Here is a 17,471-nt window from a genome sequence, read left to right as displayed (position 1 = left end):
CTGAAAATTAATTAACGTTTTTATTCACCATATTCCGCGTGTCGAAATAACTCAGGAATATGATGTTTGATTTATTTTGCTAATTTTTCGGCTTTATCAATGATCGCAACCGGATCGCGAACAACCTCGGCTGGGTTAAGTGAAATAACCCGCCCGGCATCCTCTTTTTCCTCAAAACGCTCGACGCCCTCGATGCCGATGGCAATTGCCAGAATAACCACATCGGCTTCGGCAATTTCGTCTTCGCTGAGCTCATTTTCAATCCCCATACCGCCCTGAGTTTCGACCTTTACGTCATAGCCTCTTTTTTTACACTCTTGCTCAATCGCCTCCTGAGCCATATAGGTGTGGGCGACTCCGGTAATGCACGCTGCGACTCCGACAATTTTCATGAAAAACTCCTGAGTTTGATATTTGGCTGTAAGTTAAAACGTGGCTTAATAAATCCTGATTTCATATGGCTAATGTTGTTGCCATCAGGTTGTAGAGTACGGTGACGTCTTCGGCCTGTTTTATTTCATTGCGGAAATCCTCTTTCATTAGCTTTCGGGCAAGCGTAGAGAAATATTTCATGTGTTCGTTAGGATCGGCGGATTGGCTCACCGTCAGCATAAATACGGTTTCGACCTGCTGATCGCCCCACATAATGGGGGTATCAAGCGTCGCCATACTGATGGTGGAGTGGCGGATATGGTTTGAGCGCGTGTGCGGAATGGCGAAACCATAGCCTACGGCGGTGGAAAATGAGTCCTCGCGGGTCCAGATATCATCGGCTAATCGATCGCGGTTATCGCTACGATGGTGCAGCCAGAGATTGTCGGTCATCTTTTTAATGACTTCGTTTTTATCGCTGGCCTGCAGGTCAAAGAGAATAAACTCCGGGGCGAAGATCGGCATTGTGCTGACCGCTTTCACATCCGGTGAGCGAAGCAGGGCTTTGACCGCGGCGGAGCGTTTTAAGGTCACGCTCTCCTGCGCCAGCCTTTGGCATTTGGCGAAATCCAACTCCCGTAGCGCATGTTTCACGCCGGGAATGGCGGTACCGCTCATGCTGAGCTCGTCGAAGCCCATGCCTGCAAACAGCGGGAGAAAGTCTTTGCTGGCCCCCAGTTCGCCGCAGATGCCAATCCACTTGCCCGCACGATGAACTTCATCGGCGGCGAACTGCATGGCGCGCAGAAATGCCGGGGCATAATTGTCATACACCGCCTCGACCTGGGTATTGCCACGGTCCGCGGCAAAAAAGTACTGGGTCAGATCGTTGCTGCCGACGCTAAAGAAATCGGCGTATTCCGCTATTTCGCTGATGGCGAAGATGACAGAGGGCACTTCCAGCATCACGCCGAGCGAAATATTATCGTTGAACCCCAGTCCCTCAGCGCGCATCGCGTTCTGCACCTCATTCAGCACTTCGCGACACCAGATAACTTCATCGACGTTAGCGATCATCGGGATCATGATTTTGGCTTCACCCAGCGCGGAGGCGGTAAGAATGGCCTTCAGCTGCATGGCGAAAAGCTCTCGATAGCGCGGGTAGGCGCGTACCGCCCGGAAGCCAAGAAACGGATTATCCTCTTCACCGATGCACATATAGTCGACGGGCTTGTCGCCGCCGATATCGAAGGTGCGGAATATCACCGGCTTACCGTCAGCAAGCCGCATCACCCGGCTGTAAAGCTCCGTCAGCTCGTGATAGTTCGGCGGCGTTTCCCGATCCATAAACGACATTTCGGTACGGAACAGGCCGATACCTTCAGCACCGTTGCTAAACGCGGTTTCGGCTTCCGCCAGGCTGGCGATATTGGCGGCTATCTCAATGCGATGGTTATCGCTGGTCGTCGCCGGCAGATGAACGTTAGCCAGCATCTGCTGTTGCATGGTCCGCTGGACGGCGATTTCATGGCGGTAATAGCGCAGTACCTTTTCATCCGCAGCGGTAATCAAAATACCCGGATTACCGTCGATAATGATGTCACTTCCCGCATTCAGCTCGAGGGCTGAAAAATCGATATCCGTCAGCGTTGGGATCCCCAGGGAACGCGCCAATATTGCGGTATGCGAGGTTTTCCCGGTGACAGATAGCACCATCCCGGCGAGGAACGATTTATTTATGGCGAGAAACTGACTCGGCGTCAGGCTATTGGCCAGAATAATTGACGGTTCGCTTAACTCGAGCCGGTTTGGCGGCAACACGCCCGCACCATAAATGGCCGTGAGCAACTGCCCGGTAATATCGAGGACATCAAGGGTCCTCTCTTTTATGTATTTACTGGACGAGCGGTTAAGTATTTCGCTGAATTCGATGGCGGTTTTAATGACCGCATTCCAGGCATTTTCACCGTCAGCTATTGCGCTGGAAATATGGCTTTGAAAGGTTACGTCGGTAATGATTGATAAATGTGCCTGGAGGATCTCATGCTCAACGCCTTGAGTTATTTCCAGGGCCGCCTGTTTGTCATGCTGCAGCATTTCTAAACCTGCCAGGAAAATACGCTGCTGGGACTCTTTGTCATATATTTCGGCGGGATTCCGCGCCAGCATTTCGTCTAATGACAGGCTCTGAATGCGCAGCGGTTTGGCAATGGCGACACCGCCGCTAATGCGTGAACCTTGAATAAACCTGGGCTGGGTTTCCCGCAGCGAGCGCGGGAGATAGCCCGTGGATGCCGGAGCTTCTTCCGCCTGGCTGACTTCGAATGAGGGCAGCTTTTTCAGCAGCGCGCCGAGCCGTTGCGCAGCAGCAGGCGCATCTTGACCGATGAGCGTAATTTCGCAGGTGTCATTGAATAATGTATCAGTAGCGACAATGGCGAGGGCGCTTTTACCATTGGCGGCAATCCCGCTGCGCATATTTTTCCAGCTTACCGCAGATTGAAAGGTATTACACAGCCGTTCGATATGCCCCGCCGGTCTGGCATGAATGCCGTCCTTCAGCTCACATTGATAATTTATTACCTGTGACATGATCACTCCCGAGAATCTTTAAACAAAGCGAGTTAATTTTCTGGGCAGACGTTAGTGCCTGCGTTTCTTGTTCTATATCCTTCATCGTTATTGCTCTGCTTTGAATAGTAAAAAAGTTACCTTTGCTCTAATTAAATAACATGATTGCGATTATGTGATCGCAGTCATGAAATTAAGTGGTGATATGTCTTGTGATAGTTATCACACTCTGGCTGATGGGTAATCTGCGGTCACGTAATTGCTATTAAAGGGCCATTTTTTCTATTTATTTGGTGCCGGATAATGGCGTACAAAATAAAGCACACACTTTCTGTTTTTGAGGTGAGGGCGATGCATTTTCGTGGAATATTATTGGATTTAGACGGGACCCTGGTCAATTCGCTGGATTTCGTGGAGGCGTCGTGGCGGATATGGGCGAATAAAAAGGGGCTGGATGCCGAAACGGTATGCCATTACCTGCATGGCAAACCGGCGCTCAGTACGCTGCGCCATTTTATGCCCGACGCCAGCGAGCGGACGATTAACGATGAGTTTCTGGCCCTGGAAGCGTTTGAAGCACGCAATACCGACGGCATCACCCCGGTGCCCGGGGCTGATGAATTTCTTCGCCAACTGGTGCGGCTTCAGGTTCCCTGGGCCATCGTGACCTCCGGCTCGCTTAAGGTTGCCTCGGCGCGCATTAAACAGGCCGGTTTTCCGAATCCGCCCATGCTGGTGACCAGTGAAGATGTCCGTCACGGCAAGCCCCACCCGGAGCCGTTTGCGATCGGCGCATCCCGGCTCAACCTTTCTCCCGCCCGCTGTCTCGCTTTTGAAGACTCCACCGCCGGTCTGCTCTCCGCCACCGAGGCCGGATGCGTGGTGGTTGAAGTCCTGACCCGCCAGTCGATGGTTCACGATATCGACACCTGGCAAACCGTTGATCACTACCTCGACCTGCGCGTGATGCGCAAGGGCGAGGCAGATTTTTTCCTTAAGATGTAAAGAGGGAGTTTGTTATGTCATCAAGAAAGACCCTGGCGAATGCCATCCGTATGCTCAGCGTTGATGCCGTCCAGCGGGCCAATTCGGGTCACCCGGGCGCGCCGATGGGGATGGCGGATATTGCCGAAGTTCTGTGGCGGGATTTTCTTAACCACAACCCGAATAACCCGATGTGGGCAAACCGCGATAGATTCGTGCTCTCCAACGGCCACGGCTCAATGCTGATCTACAGCCTGTTACACCTCACCGGCTACGATCTGCCGATTGACGAGCTGAAGGCGTTTCGTCAACTGCATGCCAAAACCCCGGGCCACCCGGAGGTGGGCTATACCCCTGGCGTGGAAACTACCACCGGGCCACTGGGGCAGGGGATCGCTAATGCGGTCGGCATGGCCATTGCGGAGAAAACCCTGGCGGCGCAGTTTAACCGCCCCGGCCACGAGATCGTGGACCACTTCACCTGGGCCTTTATGGGCGACGGCTGCATGATGGAGGGGATTTCGCACGAAGCGTGCTCACTGGCCGGGACGCTGAAGCTCGGTAAGCTGGTGGCATTCTATGACGATAACGGCATTTCCATTGACGGTCATGTGGAGGGCTGGTTTACCGACGATACCGCCAAACGCTTTGAGGCCTACGGCTGGCACGTGGTGCGCGGGGTAGATGGGCATGACCCTGAGTCTATCCGTGCCGCCATTGACGTCGCCCGGTCGATAGACTCAATGCCGACGTTGATTATCTGTAAAACGATCATCGGTTTTGGCTCGCCGCATAAGGCCGGTACTCATGATGTCCACGGCGCGCCGCTGGGAGAGGCCGAAGTGGCGGCAACGCGCGAGGCCCTGGGCTGGCCGCATCCGCCGTTCGCGATCCCTTCTGACATCTACGCGCAGTGGGATGCAAAAGAGGCCGGTCGGGCAAAGGAGGCGGCATGGAATGACAAGTTCGCCGCCTACGCTCACGCGTTCCCGGAACTGGCTGCCGAATTCACCCGCAGGATAAAGGGGCAGATGCCGCCCGGCTTTGCCAGCAAAGCTCAGGCGTATATTGAAAAGCTGCAGGCGAAACCGGCGAAGATCGCCAGCCGCAAGGCCTCACAAAATGCGATTGAAGCCTTTGGTCCGCTGCTGCCGGAATTTCTCGGCGGCTCCGCTGATCTGGCTCCGTCAAACCTGACGCTCTGGTCGGGATCGACAGCGATCAACCTCGATAGCGGCGGGAACTATATCCACTATGGGGTGCGTGAATTCGGCATGACCGCCATCGCCAACGGTATCGCGCTGCACGGCGGCTTTCTGCCGTACACCTCGACCTTCCTGATGTTTGTGGAGTATGCCCGTAACGCGGTGCGTATGGCGGCGCTGATGAAACAGCGTCAGGTGATGGTCTATACCCACGACTCCATCGGTCTGGGTGAAGATGGCCCGACCCATCAGCCGGTCGAGCAGATTGCCTCGTTGCGCCTGACTCCTAACCTTAGCACCTGGCGTCCCTGCGATCAGGTGGAATCGGCGGTGGCGTGGAAGTACGGCGTGGAGCGTGAAGATGGCCCAACCGCGCTCATTTTCTCCCGGCAAAACCTGACCCAGCAGGAACGGACCTGGCAGCAGGTGCAGGATATTGCGCGCGGCGGCTACGTATTGAAGGATTGCCTCGGCCAGCCGCAGCTGATCCTTATCGCGACCGGCTCTGAAGTTGAGCTGGCGGTTGCTGCCTATGAAAAACTGACCGCCGACGGCGTGAAGGCGCGGGTGGTGTCAATGCCCTCCACCGATGTATTTGATAAACAGGACGCCGCCTATCGCGAGGCCGTACTGCCAAAAACCGTTTCCGCTCGCGTGGCGGTGGAAGCGGGGATTACCGACTACTGGTACAAATATGTTGGGCTGAACGGAGCGGTTATCGGCATGACCACCTTCGGCGAATCGGCCCCGGCGGAGCAGTTGTATCAGACGTTCGGTATCACCCCCGAGGCGATTTTGCATCAGGCGAAAGCGCTTCTGGCTTAACCTTCCCGGCCCCTTGCACGACCTGGGGCCATGTTTTATTCAGGGGAAAGAAATGTATCCCGTCGACCTGCATATGCATACTCTTGCCAGCACCCACGCCTACAGCACGATTCATGACTACATAGCCGTCGCCGCGCGCAAGCATATCCGTCTGATCGCTATCACCGACCATGGGCCGGAAATGGTCGACGCGCCGCATCCGTTCCACTTTAATAATCTGCGCGTGCTGCCGCGCGTCGTTGAGGGCGTGGGACTCCTGCGCGGTATCGAAGCCAACATCAAACCCGGTGGTGAGACCGATTGCAGCGCCAAAATGCGCGCTTCGTTAGATCTGGTTATTGCCGGGTTCCACAAACAGGTCTTTGCCCCGGCCGGGATGGTGAGCAACACCGATGCGCTGATCGCGGTAATTGAGAGCGGAAAGGTGGATATCATTAGCCACCCCGGCAATCCGGAGTATCCCATTGATATCCCGGCGGTAGTTGCGGCCGCCAAAGCCTGCCAAGTGGCGCTGGAAGTGAATAACGCCTCTTTTGTCCATTCGCGTCAGGGCAGTGAGGCGAACTGCCGCAACATTGTTGCCGCCGTTCGGGATAGCGGCGGGCTTATCGCGCTGGGCAGCGATTCGCACAGCGCGTTTTCAGTGGGTGATTTCAGCGCCTGTCAGCATCTGCTTGCAGAGGCTGATTTTCCCGCCTCAAGGGTCCTCAACACCTCCCCGCGACGGGTGCTGGAGTTTCTTGAACGCCGCGGCGGGGATCGTATTGAGGAGCTCTACGCTGCACTGAGCTGAGAAGCATTTGCTTCTCAGCTTCACGTCCACCAGCTACAGGTCGATGACGTTGCCTCTGGGCAGATTCAGCGACTTGCGGATCGCGGCGATAACTTCCGTCGGCTTAAGCAGCAGCGAGTTAATGCACACGTTGAGAATACGGCAGCCGTCAAAGCGTGCGGGATTATCGATAGTAATATCGGACGCAATGATGGCGAGCTCGGATGCGAAAATATCCTTATCGGTAATGGGATTCTTCAGCCCCAGCACGCCCTGGGTCTCAATTTTGATCGCAAAGCGATACTGCTTCGCCAGTTTTTCCAGCTGCTCTGCGGCCATATAGGTGTGTGCCACGCCGGTTGCGCACGCGGTTACCGCGACAATATGCAGATTGCGTTCGCTTGAGAAGGGCGGGATCTCATCTCTTCCTGTGCGAGTTATCATAAGCTTGCTCCCTTATTTTTGCGCCGGTACTCAAGCGGCGTACAGTCGTTAATATCGCGAAAGACTTTGCAGAAATAGTTGGTATCAGTGAAACCGCACTTCTCTGAAACCTCGTTGATTTTCAGATTGGTATTCATCAGCAGCGCCTTCGAACGCGAGATACGGGCCAACTTCAGATATTCATTGAATTTCACGTCTGACTCCTTCGAAAACAGACGCGACAGGTAGCCGGGTGAGATGTTAAAGGTCTCGGCGACGCTTTCCCGACTGATGTCCGTGTGGTAGTGGCTATCGATATGGCCTTTAATTTCATCCAGCAGAGAGAAGGGACCCTGCTGGTCATTCAGGCCATCGGTGATTTGGCACAGCAGATCGTTTATTAGCGCATAGGCGATGTGGGCAAAGGTTTCGCCGGTATGATCCTGCGCCCACGCTAACGATTCTGTCAGCTCAAGCAGGCGGTCACGAACCGTACTGCTGGAGTTTTGCAGGTTATATTTCTCGACTTCTTTAAACTGCGTCCCGTCCCAGTTACTGATACTGAAACCAACATCCTGCTTCCAGAACACAATCGACATGCAGATAACCGGGCCTTCCCACAGCGGCGAGTTCCAGCCGTTGGCGGGAATATAGGTAATCGTGCCGACCGGGCGCTCACATTTAACGATCCTGTCGGTCCCTTTCGGCAGCAGCATGCTCAGGGTGCCTTTTACCGTAAGTTCGATGCGCGGCACGTGCAGATGGTAGGCCATCGCCGGGGCCTGCGCGTTGCCGTTGGCCACCAGCACGTTGTCATTGCTCGCGCCCTGGGTACTAAATTCGCTGAGGATGGATTGAATAAACGTGCCCATATTATGCTCGCGGTTTGATAACGGTTTTTAATATTTTGACCGCAACTGCGGTAGTCACGGTTCCCGCGGCCACTGAAACGAGATAGCCAAAGTGGTTGCCGATCACCGGCAACACGATAAGCCCGCCCCAGGGCGCGGCGTTGGTGGCGCCGAACCATAAAGAGAGGACGGCGGCGACCGCGCTACCGAGCATAATCGCCGGGATCACGCGGACCGGATCCGCCGCCGCAAACGGGATCGCCCCTTCCGTGATGCCCATCGCGCCCATAATAACCGCGGGCTTCCCGGCTTCTCGCTCAACATCATTAAAAATGCCTTTAAACAGAAAGGTCGCCAGCGCCAGCCCCAGGGGCGGGGTGCAGTCAGCGGCGGCAACCGCCGCCATCAGCTGTGGGTTAGTCGAGATCAGAGCGACGGCAAAGAAAAAAGCGGTTTTGTTCAGTGGACCGCCCATGTCGACGGCGATCATGCAGCCGAGAATGGTCCCGAGAATAATGAACGAGGTCCCCTGCATATTGCCAAGCCAAACGCTAAGCCACTTCATGACTCCGGCTATCGGGTCACCAATGATGTAATAAACCGCCATTCCGGTGAGGAAGGTGCCGACCAGCGGGATAATAAAGATCGGCAATACCATCCGCAGGAAGTGGGGAACATTGAGTCGGGCAATCATATTGAGCAGAAGATAGACGACCAGCCCGGCAATAATCCCGGAGAGCATGCCGCCTAAAAAACCGGCCCCCATCTGGTAGGCCATTAACCCGCCGATGGCACCCGGCGCGATACCGGGTTTATCCACCATTGAATAGGCGATAAAACCCGACAGGATCGGAATGAACAGGGTCAGTCCGGCCATACCGATTTGCGACATGGCTTTCAAAAAACCGTGGTCCGGCACGGCCGCTTCGCCATTGAACATCACCGCCAGCGCCAGCAACACGCCGCCGGCCACCACGAAGGGGATCATGTACGACACGCCGGTCATAAAATGCCGCTTGGTATTTTTTAATAGTTTTAACATCTTAGCCTCATACCGTAGTGGTGATCAGAAGGCCAGCGTTCTGGATATCAGGTCATAGAGCGCTTTCGGGTTTTGTGTCTCTTTGATTTGGCGGACAAATTCATCATTCATCAGCATGCGCGCAAGCGTGGAGAAGTATTTCATATGCTCGTTATCCTTCGCCGATTTGCTGATTGTCAGCATAAAGAGGGTATCGACCATCACGCCGCCCCAGGCGATCGGCTGTTTAAGCGTCGCGACGCTGACGGTCGAGTCGCCAATGGCGTCCGTTCGGGCATGGGGGATAGCAAATCCCGAGCCGACAACGGTGGGGAAAGGGACTTCGCGGGCCCAGATATCGTCGCACAGTATCTCCCGCGCGGTGGTGCGCTGGTGTAACCACAGGTTATCGACCATTATTTTGATTGCTTCGTTTTTATCGGCAGCGTCAATGCCCCACATAACCATCTCCGGCGACAGCAGCGGTTTCTTCACCGCGCCGACCGCAGACCTGCGCAGCTCGGTTTTGACCCGCTCGGCGTTTGGGCTCTGGAGAAGAACCCGCGCCAGCGTCTGACAATCGGCAAAGCTAAGCTCGCGCAGGGCCTGTTTTATCCCCGCAATCGCCGGACAGCTCATGCTCAATTCATCAAAGCCGAGGCCGATAAGGAGCGGGAGTATGCTCTCGTCAGCGGCCAGTTCGCCGCACAGGCCGATGGGTTTACCGAGGCGGTGGGCCTCGCCTGTCGCTAATTTGAGGGCGCGCAGAAGCGGCGGCGCATAGCTGTCAGAAACTCCCTTGAGCCGGCTATTACCCCGGTCAGCGGCAAAAAGATACTGCGCCAGATCGTTGCTGCCCAGGCTGAAAAAGTCGACGTATTCGGCCATTTCCTCCATGGCGAATAGCACGGAGGGAACCTCCAGCATAATACCGAGCGCAATCCGCTCATCGAAGGCGCGCCCCTCGCGGCGCATCTCCTGCTTAACTGATTCCAGCACCTCCCGGCACCAGATCAGCTCTTCAACGCGCGCAATCATCGGCAGCAGGATTTTGGCTCTACCGACCGCGGACGCGGAAAGAATCGCCTTTAGCTGCAGGGCGAAAAGGTCACGATATTGCGGATAAGTTCGCACTGCGCGGAAACCGAGGAACGGGTTCTCTTCTTTACCGCAGTTAAGGTACCCGACGGGCTTGTCGCCGCCGATATCGAAGGTGCGAAAGGTCACCGATTTTCCGGCGGCCAGTCTGACCACCTGGCTATACAGCTCGTTCAGCTCTTCCCCGGACGGCGGCCGGTCGCGCTGCATAAATGCGGTCTCGGTTCGATAGAGCCCGATATGCTCCGCGCCGCCGTCGATTGCCGCCTGTACTTCTGCAAGGCTGGAGATATTGGCGGCTATTTCGACACGATGTCCGTCGCTGGTCCGCGCTGGGGTTGTCGCGCTGGCGCGCATCAGCCGCTGCATTTTCTGCTGTATCGCGATTTCATGGCGGTAATAGCGCAGGATTTTCTCATCCGGATCGGTAATTAAAATGCCCGGATCGCCATCGATGATGACCTGCCGATGGGCATCAAATTTGAGGGCCGAAAAATCGATATCCGTCAGTGCCGGAATGCCTAATGAGCGGGCCAGAATCGCCGTGTGCGACGTTTTTCCGGTAGTCGACATGACCAGGCCTGCAAGCTGGGTTCTGTCGAGGGCCAAAAACTGGTCGGGGGTCAGCGTGCTGGCGAAGACGATCGTCGGCGCATTCAGCGTAAGCGGCTGCTGCGCCAGAGCCTGCTCGCCATACATGATGCGGATTAGCTGGCTGGCGATATCAAGGATATCCAGCGTTCGCTCCCGCAGATAGTGGCTTGATGAGCGCTCAAGTACGCGACAAAAATCGAGTGCCGCCTGTACGATCGCGGACCAGGCATTCATCTTGTCATTAAGATAACCGATCGCATTATTCTGAAAAACAATGTCGCTGATGAGCGAATGCTGAGCCTCGATAAGATCGTGCTCAACGCCCTGGGTTTGCCCGAGGGCGATTTCTTTTTCGGCGCCTAATCCCTCGAGCCCGGTAATCAGCCGCGCCTTTTCGCTCTCCAGGTCCTCAATACGGCCGGGATTGCGCGCGGCAAGCTCGCTGAACGTAAGGCTTTGCATGAACAGCGTTTTGGCAATTGCCGCGCCTTTATTAATACGGGTTCCCTGGATCACCCGCGGGTTTAGCTCCCGCAGGCAGCGGGGAAGGTAGCCGTGTAGGGAGACGGGAGCTGACGCAATGCTAAACGCAGGAAGGCGGGCCAGTAGCGCGCGCAGCTCAGATGCGATCTGCTGTTCATCATTACCGCTAAGCACGATACGGCACTCATCGTTTAGCAACGTATCGGTGGCGACCAACGAGAGGGCGCTTTTCGCATTGGCCTGTAGGCCGGTACGGATATTCTCCCAGCTTACAGCAGCCTGAAACAGGTTGCATAAGCGCGCGATATATCCTGCGGGTCTGGCGTGAATACCTTCGTTAAGATCGCATGTATAAGTAACTATCACCGCCATTTCGGCTCCTGCGCGCTGTTGTACATCGATATTCGCGGTCTAAGCTCGCTATCTTTCCTCGTTCTCCAGGGTGATGAAATAGTAAAAAAGTCACCTTTACTTAAAAATAGTGACCTGATTGTAATTTTGTGACTTTTGTCATGTTTATGCTGACGCGTTTTTTTTATTACCTTTTTGATATTAAAAAATATTTTTACTTTTTTCTTTCATGACCAGCTTGCTGTGTCGGTCACAAATTTTAAGCTTAAGGCGATAGCAGTCGGCGGTAAAAGCGAAAATACCGCCGAGGAGCATTGCGCGCATGAATATTGTGCTGCTCGACAACCCCGCGGGCATTATATTTGCGCTCAGGTAAACGTAAGGGCTATTTTGCGAAACGGCTTAACTTAATATTTTCTTAATATTCCAGCAGGGTAACGCTTATCGCCGCACGGATTCCGATCGCCATTTATTTAGTTAAATTCCGTCAGCATCACAAAAGCCAGAAAAAAACCGCCCCCGGCGTTGCAAGCCGCGAACGCCTCGCTATATGTTAAATTTGTGTTTAATAAATGATTCTTAAGGGTTGGTTTTATGTATAAGAAAATTGGTGGTTTAGTGGTTTCACTGGCGACGGTCTTCTCTGGCTCCGTTTTGGCGGTACTCCCTCAAGGCTACCCGGCTGAATATCAAAAAGTGGTTGATGGCGGGAAGAAAGAGGGCAAAGTTGTCATCTATTCAACGACGGACACCAAAGCGGCGGGTCCGCTAATTAAAGGATTTGAGGCGCAGTACCCCGGAATTAAAGTTGAATATAACGATATGAACAGCACCGAGCTGTATAACCGCTACATCAGCGAGCAGGCGGCGGGCGGCGGCAGCGGGGACGTGGTCTGGAGCTCATCGATGGATACGGCGCTGAAGCTCGCCACCGACTACGCCGAAGAGTACGCCTCGCCCGAGCTGGGCAAGCTGCCAAAATGGGCGGTCTGGCAGCAAAAAGCCTACGGCACCACCTATGAGCCGGTGGTCTTTATCTACAACAAGCGGCTGATCCCGCAGGGCGACGTGCCGGACTCCCATACCGCGCTGGCGAAGCTGATTGCCGGCCAGGCCGACAAGTTTAAAGGCAAGGTCACCACCTACGATATCGAAAAGTCTGGCCTCGGCTTTATGCTGGCGGTGCAGGACAGCAAGGCCGACGCCAGCTATTTCAGTAACCTGGCGGGAATGGCCAAAGGCGGCCTGACCGTGCAATCCTCTACCGGCACCATGATGGAGCGCGTCTCATCGGGTGAAAACCTGATTGGCTTTAACATTCTGGGCTCCTACGCCGAAGCGCGCGCCAAAACCGATCCCTCCCTCGGCATCGCCTATCCCAAAGACTACGTGCTGGTCCTTTCCCGCGTCGCGTTTATTACCGCCGACGCCGGGCATCCTAACGCCGCGAAGCTGTGGTTCGACTACGTGCTGTCAGAGAAAGGGCAGAGTATCCTCGCCGGTCAGGCCGATATTCCCTCTATTCGTAACGATATCGAAGGCAAAAATGATATCGACGGGATGACCAAAATGCTGGGTAACGCCCTGAAGCCGATTCCGGTGGACGAAACCCTGCTGGAATATCTGGAACCGAAAAAGCGTCTGGAATTTATCAAACAGTGGCGTACCGCGGCGGCTAAATAATCCTCCTGAGGCGCGACATCTTCCGCTGTCGCGCCCGTTAATACCCGGCAGGCTCTGTTTATACGCCTGAGCAAAGGGATCGCATATGAACGTATTACGCCGAAAATGGCAGGGGCTGCCGCGCGGTATTGTGGTACTGATCGCGGCGTTAGCGATCTACGTCCCGCTGTTATTTATTGTGGTGCAGAGCTTTCTCTCGGCCCCTTTTTTTGCACGCTCGAAAGCGTTCAGCTTCGAAGCCTTCGAATTTATCTTTACCGACCCTGATTTTTATCTGGCGCTGAAGTCCGGCTTTATTCTGGCGTTTGGCCTGGTGGCGATCGCCATTCCGCTCGGGGGGATCCTCGCCTTTTTAATGGTCCGCACCGATTTGCCCGGCCGGCGCTTTATTGAACCCCTGATCCTGGTACCCATTTTCGTCTCGCCGATGGTGCTGGCCTTTGGCTACGTGGTGGCGGCGGGGCCGGTTGGCTTCTTCTCGCAGTGGGCCGAGCGGCTGCTGGGCTTTGTGCCGTGGAACATCTACTCGATGTTCAGCATCGTGGCGATCGCCGGATTAACCCACGTCCCGCACGCCTATCTCTATATCTCTTCCGCTCTGCGCAGCGTCGGCTCCGACGTCGAGGAGGCGGCCAGGACGGTCGGCGCTTCGCCGCTGCAGGTCATGACCTCCGTCAGCCTGCCGATGGTGCGGCCTTCGATCCTTTACGCCTGCGTGCTGCTGTTTTTCCTCGGCCTGGAGGTGTTCGGCCTGATGCTGGTACTCGGCGACCCCGAGGGCAACATGGTGCTGGCAACCTATCTCTATAAGCTGACCAATAAGCTTGGCACTCCCTCTTACCACCTGATGGCGGCGGTGGCGGTGGTGCTCATTTGCATCACCATCCCGCTGGTGATGCTGCAGCGTCGGCTGATGCGCACTGCCAACCGCTTTGTCACCATGAAGGGCAAGGCCTCCCAGGCGCGCGCGCTGCCGCTGGGCAAGTGGCGCTGGGTTGCCGGGGTGGTAGTGGTGCTGTGGCTGACGGTGACCATCGGCGTTCCGCTGGTTGGCGTGGCGCTGCGGGCGTTTATTTCCAACTGGGGCGTCGGCGTTTCGCTGTGGGACGAGCTCTCGCTGGCGACCTTCCGCAATATCTGGCAGCAGCCGAACCTGCTGCGGGCCATCGTCAACTCGATGGCGATCGGCATTTTTGGCGGCGCGCTGGCGGTCGTTTGCTATCTGTTTGTCGGGATCGCCATGCACCGTAAGCCGGACAACGTGACGCGCTTTCTCGACTACAGCGTGCTGGTGCCGCGCGCGGTGCCGGGCCTGCTGGCGGGGCTGGCGTTTCTGTGGGTGTTTTTATTCCTGCCGATGTGGCTGGATCAGTCGCTGAAAAACGGCTGGCTCTCGGCGCTGCCGATGGCCGACTGGCTGCGTGAGCATCTTATCGTACAGCTGCGGGCGCTGCGCAACACCATTTTCAGCGTCTGGCTGGCCTATACCGTGGTATGGATGGCCTACGGGCTGCGCCTGATCTCCTCGACGCTGCTGCAGGTGGCGCCGGAGCTTGAGGAGGCGGCCCGCAGCACCGGCGCCTCCCGCGGGCAGGTCACCCGCCACGTCACGGTTCCGCTGTCGCGCTACGGCCTGATCGGTTCGTGGCTGCTGATGTTTCTGATCTTCGAGCGCGAATATTCCACCGGGGTGTACCTGCTTTCGCCGGGAACGGAAACGATCGGCTCGATGCTGGTCTCGCTGTGGGCGGCGGGAGCGATTGATATCGTCGCCGCGCTCTCGTTTATCAATATCCTGCTGGTGGTCATCGGCCTGGGTATCGCCCTGCGCTTTGGAGTGAAATTACATGATTGAGCTATCTGTAGAAAACCTGCATCTCACCTATGGCGACAACCCGGTCCTGAAAGGGGTATCGATGGCGCTCAGGCGGGGGGAAGTGGTTTCCCTGCTCGGGCCCTCCGGCAGCGGGAAAACGACCCTGCTACGCGCCGTCGCCGGGCTGGAGAAACCCACCGCCGGGCGTATTACCATTGGTAAAACTACGGTCTACGACGGCAATCCGCGCAGCGAAATCCCCGCCGAGGAGCGCAATCTGGGGCTGGTGTTCCAGTCCTATGCCCTGTGGCCGCATAAGAGCGTATTTGAAAACGTCGCCTATCCGCTGAAGCTGCGCAAGGTCGCCCGCGGCGAAATCGCCCAGCGGGTGCAGGCCGTTCTCGACCAGCTCGGTCTGGGACATCTCGGCAATCGCCATCCCCATCAGCTTTCCGGCGGCCAGCAGCAGCGCGTGGCGATTGGCCGGGCGCTGGTCTATAACCCGCCGGTTATCCTGCTCGACGAGCCGCTGTCGAACCTCGATGCCAAGCTGCGCGAAGAGGCGAGGGTCTTTCTGCGCGAGCTGATTATCAATCTCGGACTCTCAGCGCTGATGGTGACTCACGATCAGAATGAGGCGATGGCGATATCCGACCGGATCCTGCTGCTGAACAACGGGGTGATTGAGCAGCAGGGCACGCCCCAGGAGATGTACGGCAACCCGACGACGCTGTTTGCCGCCGAGTTTATGGGCAGCAATAACCGCCTGCGCGGTAAAATCACGGCGCTGGAAAGCGGCCGGGCGCGTATTGAGGGAGCCAGCTGGGCGCTGTGGGGCATGGCGGGAGAGGGGGTTAGCATCGGCGAGGAGGCGACGGCGGTGATCCGCGTTGAGCGTCTGCGCCTCGGCTCCTCGCCGGAAGACAACATGCTTGAGCTGCCGCTGCTGACCAGCATGTATCTTGGCGACCGCTGGGAATATCTGTTCCGCACCCGCGGGGATGACTTTGCCATTCGCGTTTACGGCTCGGCGCTGCGCGACGCGGAGCATTGTCATATTACGCTTCCCGCCGGCGACCTGTGGATTTTCCCGACGCCTTAGGCGACGGCATAAAATCGGTCGCGGCGAGAAGGGCCGACGGTCGAAATAAATAGGGCCGGGCGGCGCGGTTAATGGCTGATAGCGCTCGCCCGGCACGGCGCAAATAACCGCCAGACGCCGGGAGAAAGTAAAGTAATTAATATCCGTAATTAACTAACTTAACCGCTCAAATTGTTTAATATTTGCTGACGCTGGCGTTTGCACGCCGCCAGGCAGACATGTACCATAAACAAATAATAACATTTGTGATACATATCACTCTTTTTTTGGCACGGATAAGCATTACGCCTTCGGTGATTCCGCACGAGCTTCTGCATCCAGGTTATTTAATAAACGTTCTTATTATCAAATCCCCGGGAATAATTTTCCCGTTTTGGCGACTGATTTTGAGAATCGACTAATATCCAAACGATAACGCGATAAATAATCACCTCGCCAATGGCGATTTTTTGTACGACTTAATGGAATCGAACCGGCAGGTCCCGCCATGCGGAGGCTGAATGGTATCGGTTCCAGGTTTGATATTGCTGGGCTTGTAACCTACAAAAGCAGCCATTTTAAATGACAGGAATGTGATAATGTCGAGTGAAAAAAACAACAGCTCGAGGCGTGATTTTTTAGTAAAATCAATGGCCTTGATTCCAACGGTCGTCATCGCTGGCGGCGGCATCGGGGCCATTGGCGCCGCGGCTCAGGCCCAGGCATCCGACGCCGCAGCGGCGGCAAAAACGCCGGCCGGCGAGGGCTGGCAGCCGCAGTTCTTCAACGAGCAGGAGTGGGCGTTTATCAATGCCGCGGTGGCTCGCCTTATCCCGGCCGACGAGCTGGGCCCCGGCGCGCGCGAGGCGGGGGTTCCGGAGTTTATCGATCGCCAGATGAATACTCCCTATGCTACCGGTTCCATCTGGTATATGCAGGGTCCGTTTAACCCGGACGTGCCGAAAGAGATGGGCTACCAGCTCCCGCTGGTGCCAAAACAGATCTACAACCTCGGGATTGCGGACGCCGACGAATGGTGCCGTAGCCAGCATCAGAAGCCTTTTGCCGAACTGACCGCCGGGCAGCAGGACGCCGCGCTGGGCCAGTTTGAAGCGGGCAGCGCCGCGTTTAAGCAGCTGCCGTCCTCGCTGTTCTTCTCTTATCTGCTGCAGAACACCCGCGAAGGATTCTTCAGCGACCCGATTCATGGCGGCAATAAGGGCATGGTCGGCTGGACGTTGATTAATTTTCCCGGCGCGCGCGCCGACTTTATGGACTGGGTTGAACGGGGTGAACGCTATCCCCTCCCGCCGGTATCAATTAATGGGGAGAGGGCGTAAC

At 56.0% G+C, this 17,471-nt stretch carries 13 protein-coding genes; 7 read left to right on the top strand and 6 right to left on the bottom strand.

Features of this window, described 5'->3' with window-relative positions; genetic code table 11:
• Nucleotides 1-71 precede the first annotated feature (71 nt).
• Nucleotides 72-392 (bottom strand): PTS fructose transporter subunit IIB, encoded by a 321-nt coding sequence (locus GVK32_RS22385; protein ID WP_095102188.1) that lies wholly within the window; start codon nucleotides 390-392, stop codon nucleotides 72-74.
• 61 nt (nucleotides 393-453) lie between these two features.
• Nucleotides 454-2,964, bottom strand: coding sequence for a phosphoenolpyruvate--protein phosphotransferase (ptsP, locus tag GVK32_RS22380; protein ID WP_159872446.1), 2,511 nt, complete (start codon nucleotides 2,962-2,964; stop codon nucleotides 454-456).
• 351 nt (nucleotides 2,965-3,315) lie between these two features.
• Here ptsP (GVK32_RS22380) and GVK32_RS22375 point away from each other — a divergent pair, with 351 nt between their 5' ends.
• The 3 genes from GVK32_RS22375 to GVK32_RS22365 are packed head-to-tail and all read left to right on the top strand — an operon-like array spanning nucleotide 3,316 to nucleotide 6,750.
• Nucleotides 3,316-3,948, top strand: coding sequence for an HAD-IA family hydrolase (locus GVK32_RS22375; RefSeq protein WP_255429594.1), 633 nt, complete (start codon nucleotides 3,316-3,318; stop codon nucleotides 3,946-3,948).
• A 14-nt stretch (nucleotides 3,949-3,962) separates the two neighbouring features.
• On the top strand, nucleotides 3,963-5,957 hold the full coding sequence (tkt, locus tag GVK32_RS22370; protein WP_159872444.1) for a transketolase: 1,995 nt from the start codon (nucleotides 3,963-3,965) through the stop codon (nucleotides 5,955-5,957).
• Between the two features lie 52 nt (nucleotides 5,958-6,009).
• Entirely contained in the window at nucleotides 6,010-6,750 is a 741-nt protein-coding gene (locus tag GVK32_RS22365) for a phosphatase (protein ID WP_159872442.1), read from the top strand.
• 33 nt (nucleotides 6,751-6,783) lie between these two features.
• On the opposite strand, the gene GVK32_RS22360 is transcribed toward GVK32_RS22365, so the two are convergent.
• The 4 genes from GVK32_RS22360 to ptsP (GVK32_RS22345) are packed head-to-tail and all read right to left on the bottom strand — an operon-like array spanning nucleotide 6,784 to nucleotide 11,571.
• Nucleotides 6,784-7,173: a PTS fructose transporter subunit IIB gene (locus GVK32_RS22360; protein WP_159872440.1), complete on the bottom strand. Its 390-nt coding sequence runs from the start codon at nucleotides 7,171-7,173 to the stop codon at nucleotides 6,784-6,786.
• Nucleotides 7,170-8,024 (bottom strand): helix-turn-helix transcriptional regulator, encoded by an 855-nt coding sequence (locus GVK32_RS22355; RefSeq protein WP_159872438.1) that lies wholly within the window; start codon nucleotides 8,022-8,024, stop codon nucleotides 7,170-7,172. Before GVK32_RS22355 ends, GVK32_RS22360 begins: the two co-directional genes overlap by 4 nt.
• 1 nt (nucleotide 8,025) lies before the next feature.
• Nucleotides 8,026-9,045, bottom strand: coding sequence for a PTS fructose transporter subunit IIC (locus tag GVK32_RS22350; protein WP_095102200.1), 1,020 nt, complete (start codon nucleotides 9,043-9,045; stop codon nucleotides 8,026-8,028).
• 24 nt (nucleotides 9,046-9,069) lie between these two features.
• A complete protein-coding gene (gene ptsP, locus GVK32_RS22345; protein WP_159872436.1) occupies nucleotides 9,070-11,571 on the bottom strand; it encodes a phosphoenolpyruvate--protein phosphotransferase in 2,502 nt (833 codons plus the stop codon).
• 573 nt (nucleotides 11,572-12,144) lie between these two features.
• Between ptsP (GVK32_RS22345) and GVK32_RS22340 the strand changes: the two genes are divergently transcribed.
• The 4 genes from GVK32_RS22340 to GVK32_RS22325 all read left to right on the top strand — a co-directional run bounded on the left by GVK32_RS22340 (nucleotide 12,145) and on the right by GVK32_RS22325 (nucleotide 17,470).
• Entirely contained in the window at nucleotides 12,145-13,233 is a 1,089-nt protein-coding gene (locus tag GVK32_RS22340) for an ABC transporter substrate-binding protein (RefSeq protein WP_159872434.1), read from the top strand.
• A gap of 85 nt (nucleotides 13,234-13,318) precedes the next feature.
• Nucleotides 13,319-15,088: an iron ABC transporter permease gene (locus GVK32_RS22335; RefSeq protein ID WP_159872432.1), complete on the top strand. Its 1,770-nt coding sequence runs from the start codon at nucleotides 13,319-13,321 to the stop codon at nucleotides 15,086-15,088.
• Nucleotides 15,081-16,151 carry an ABC transporter ATP-binding protein gene (locus GVK32_RS22330; protein ID WP_159872430.1) on the top strand — a complete coding sequence of 357 codons (1,071 nt, stop codon included), beginning with the start codon at nucleotides 15,081-15,083 and terminating at the stop codon, nucleotides 16,149-16,151. The genes GVK32_RS22335 and GVK32_RS22330 overlap by 8 nt, the downstream gene beginning before the upstream one ends.
• Before the next feature lie 575 nt (nucleotides 16,152-16,726).
• Nucleotides 16,727-17,470 carry a gluconate 2-dehydrogenase subunit 3 family protein gene (locus tag GVK32_RS22325; protein WP_200842927.1) on the top strand — a complete coding sequence of 248 codons (744 nt, stop codon included), beginning with the start codon at nucleotides 16,727-16,729 and terminating at the stop codon, nucleotides 17,468-17,470.
• The last annotated feature ends 1 nt before the right edge of the window (nucleotide 17,471 follow it).

The organism is Klebsiella sp. 18074 (assembly GCF_902705905.1).
Classification (GTDB): Bacteria; Pseudomonadota; Gammaproteobacteria; order Enterobacterales; family Enterobacteriaceae; genus Klebsiella; species Klebsiella terrigena.
Note: the sequence above shows the minus strand (reverse complement) of the source record. Positions and strands in the feature narration are given on the sequence as shown.

Coding starts and splice junctions, on each gene's coding strand:
- GVK32_RS22355 (WP_159872438.1), bottom strand. CDS start 8,024: ATGGGCACGTTTATTCAATCCATCCTCAGCGAATTTAGTACCCAGGGC.
- GVK32_RS22365 (WP_159872442.1), top strand. CDS start 6,010: ATGTATCCCGTCGACCTGCATATGCATACTCTTGCCAGCACCCACGCC.
- ptsP (WP_159872436.1), bottom strand. CDS start 11,571: ATGGCGGTGATAGTTACTTATACATGCGATCTTAACGAAGGTATTCAC.
- GVK32_RS22335 (WP_159872432.1), top strand. CDS start 13,319: ATGAACGTATTACGCCGAAAATGGCAGGGGCTGCCGCGCGGTATTGTG.
- ptsP (WP_159872446.1), bottom strand. CDS start 2,964: ATGTCACAGGTAATAAATTATCAATGTGAGCTGAAGGACGGCATTCAT.
- GVK32_RS22340 (WP_159872434.1), top strand. CDS start 12,145: ATGTATAAGAAAATTGGTGGTTTAGTGGTTTCACTGGCGACGGTCTTC.
- GVK32_RS22360 (WP_159872440.1), bottom strand. CDS start 7,173: ATGATAACTCGCACAGGAAGAGATGAGATCCCGCCCTTCTCAAGCGAA.
- GVK32_RS22385 (WP_095102188.1), bottom strand. CDS start 392: ATGAAAATTGTCGGAGTCGCAGCGTGCATTACCGGAGTCGCCCACACC.
- tkt (WP_159872444.1), top strand. CDS start 3,963: ATGTCATCAAGAAAGACCCTGGCGAATGCCATCCGTATGCTCAGCGTT.
- GVK32_RS22350 (WP_095102200.1), bottom strand. CDS start 9,045: ATGTTAAAACTATTAAAAAATACCAAGCGGCATTTTATGACCGGCGTG.
- GVK32_RS22330 (WP_159872430.1), top strand. CDS start 15,081: ATGATTGAGCTATCTGTAGAAAACCTGCATCTCACCTATGGCGACAAC.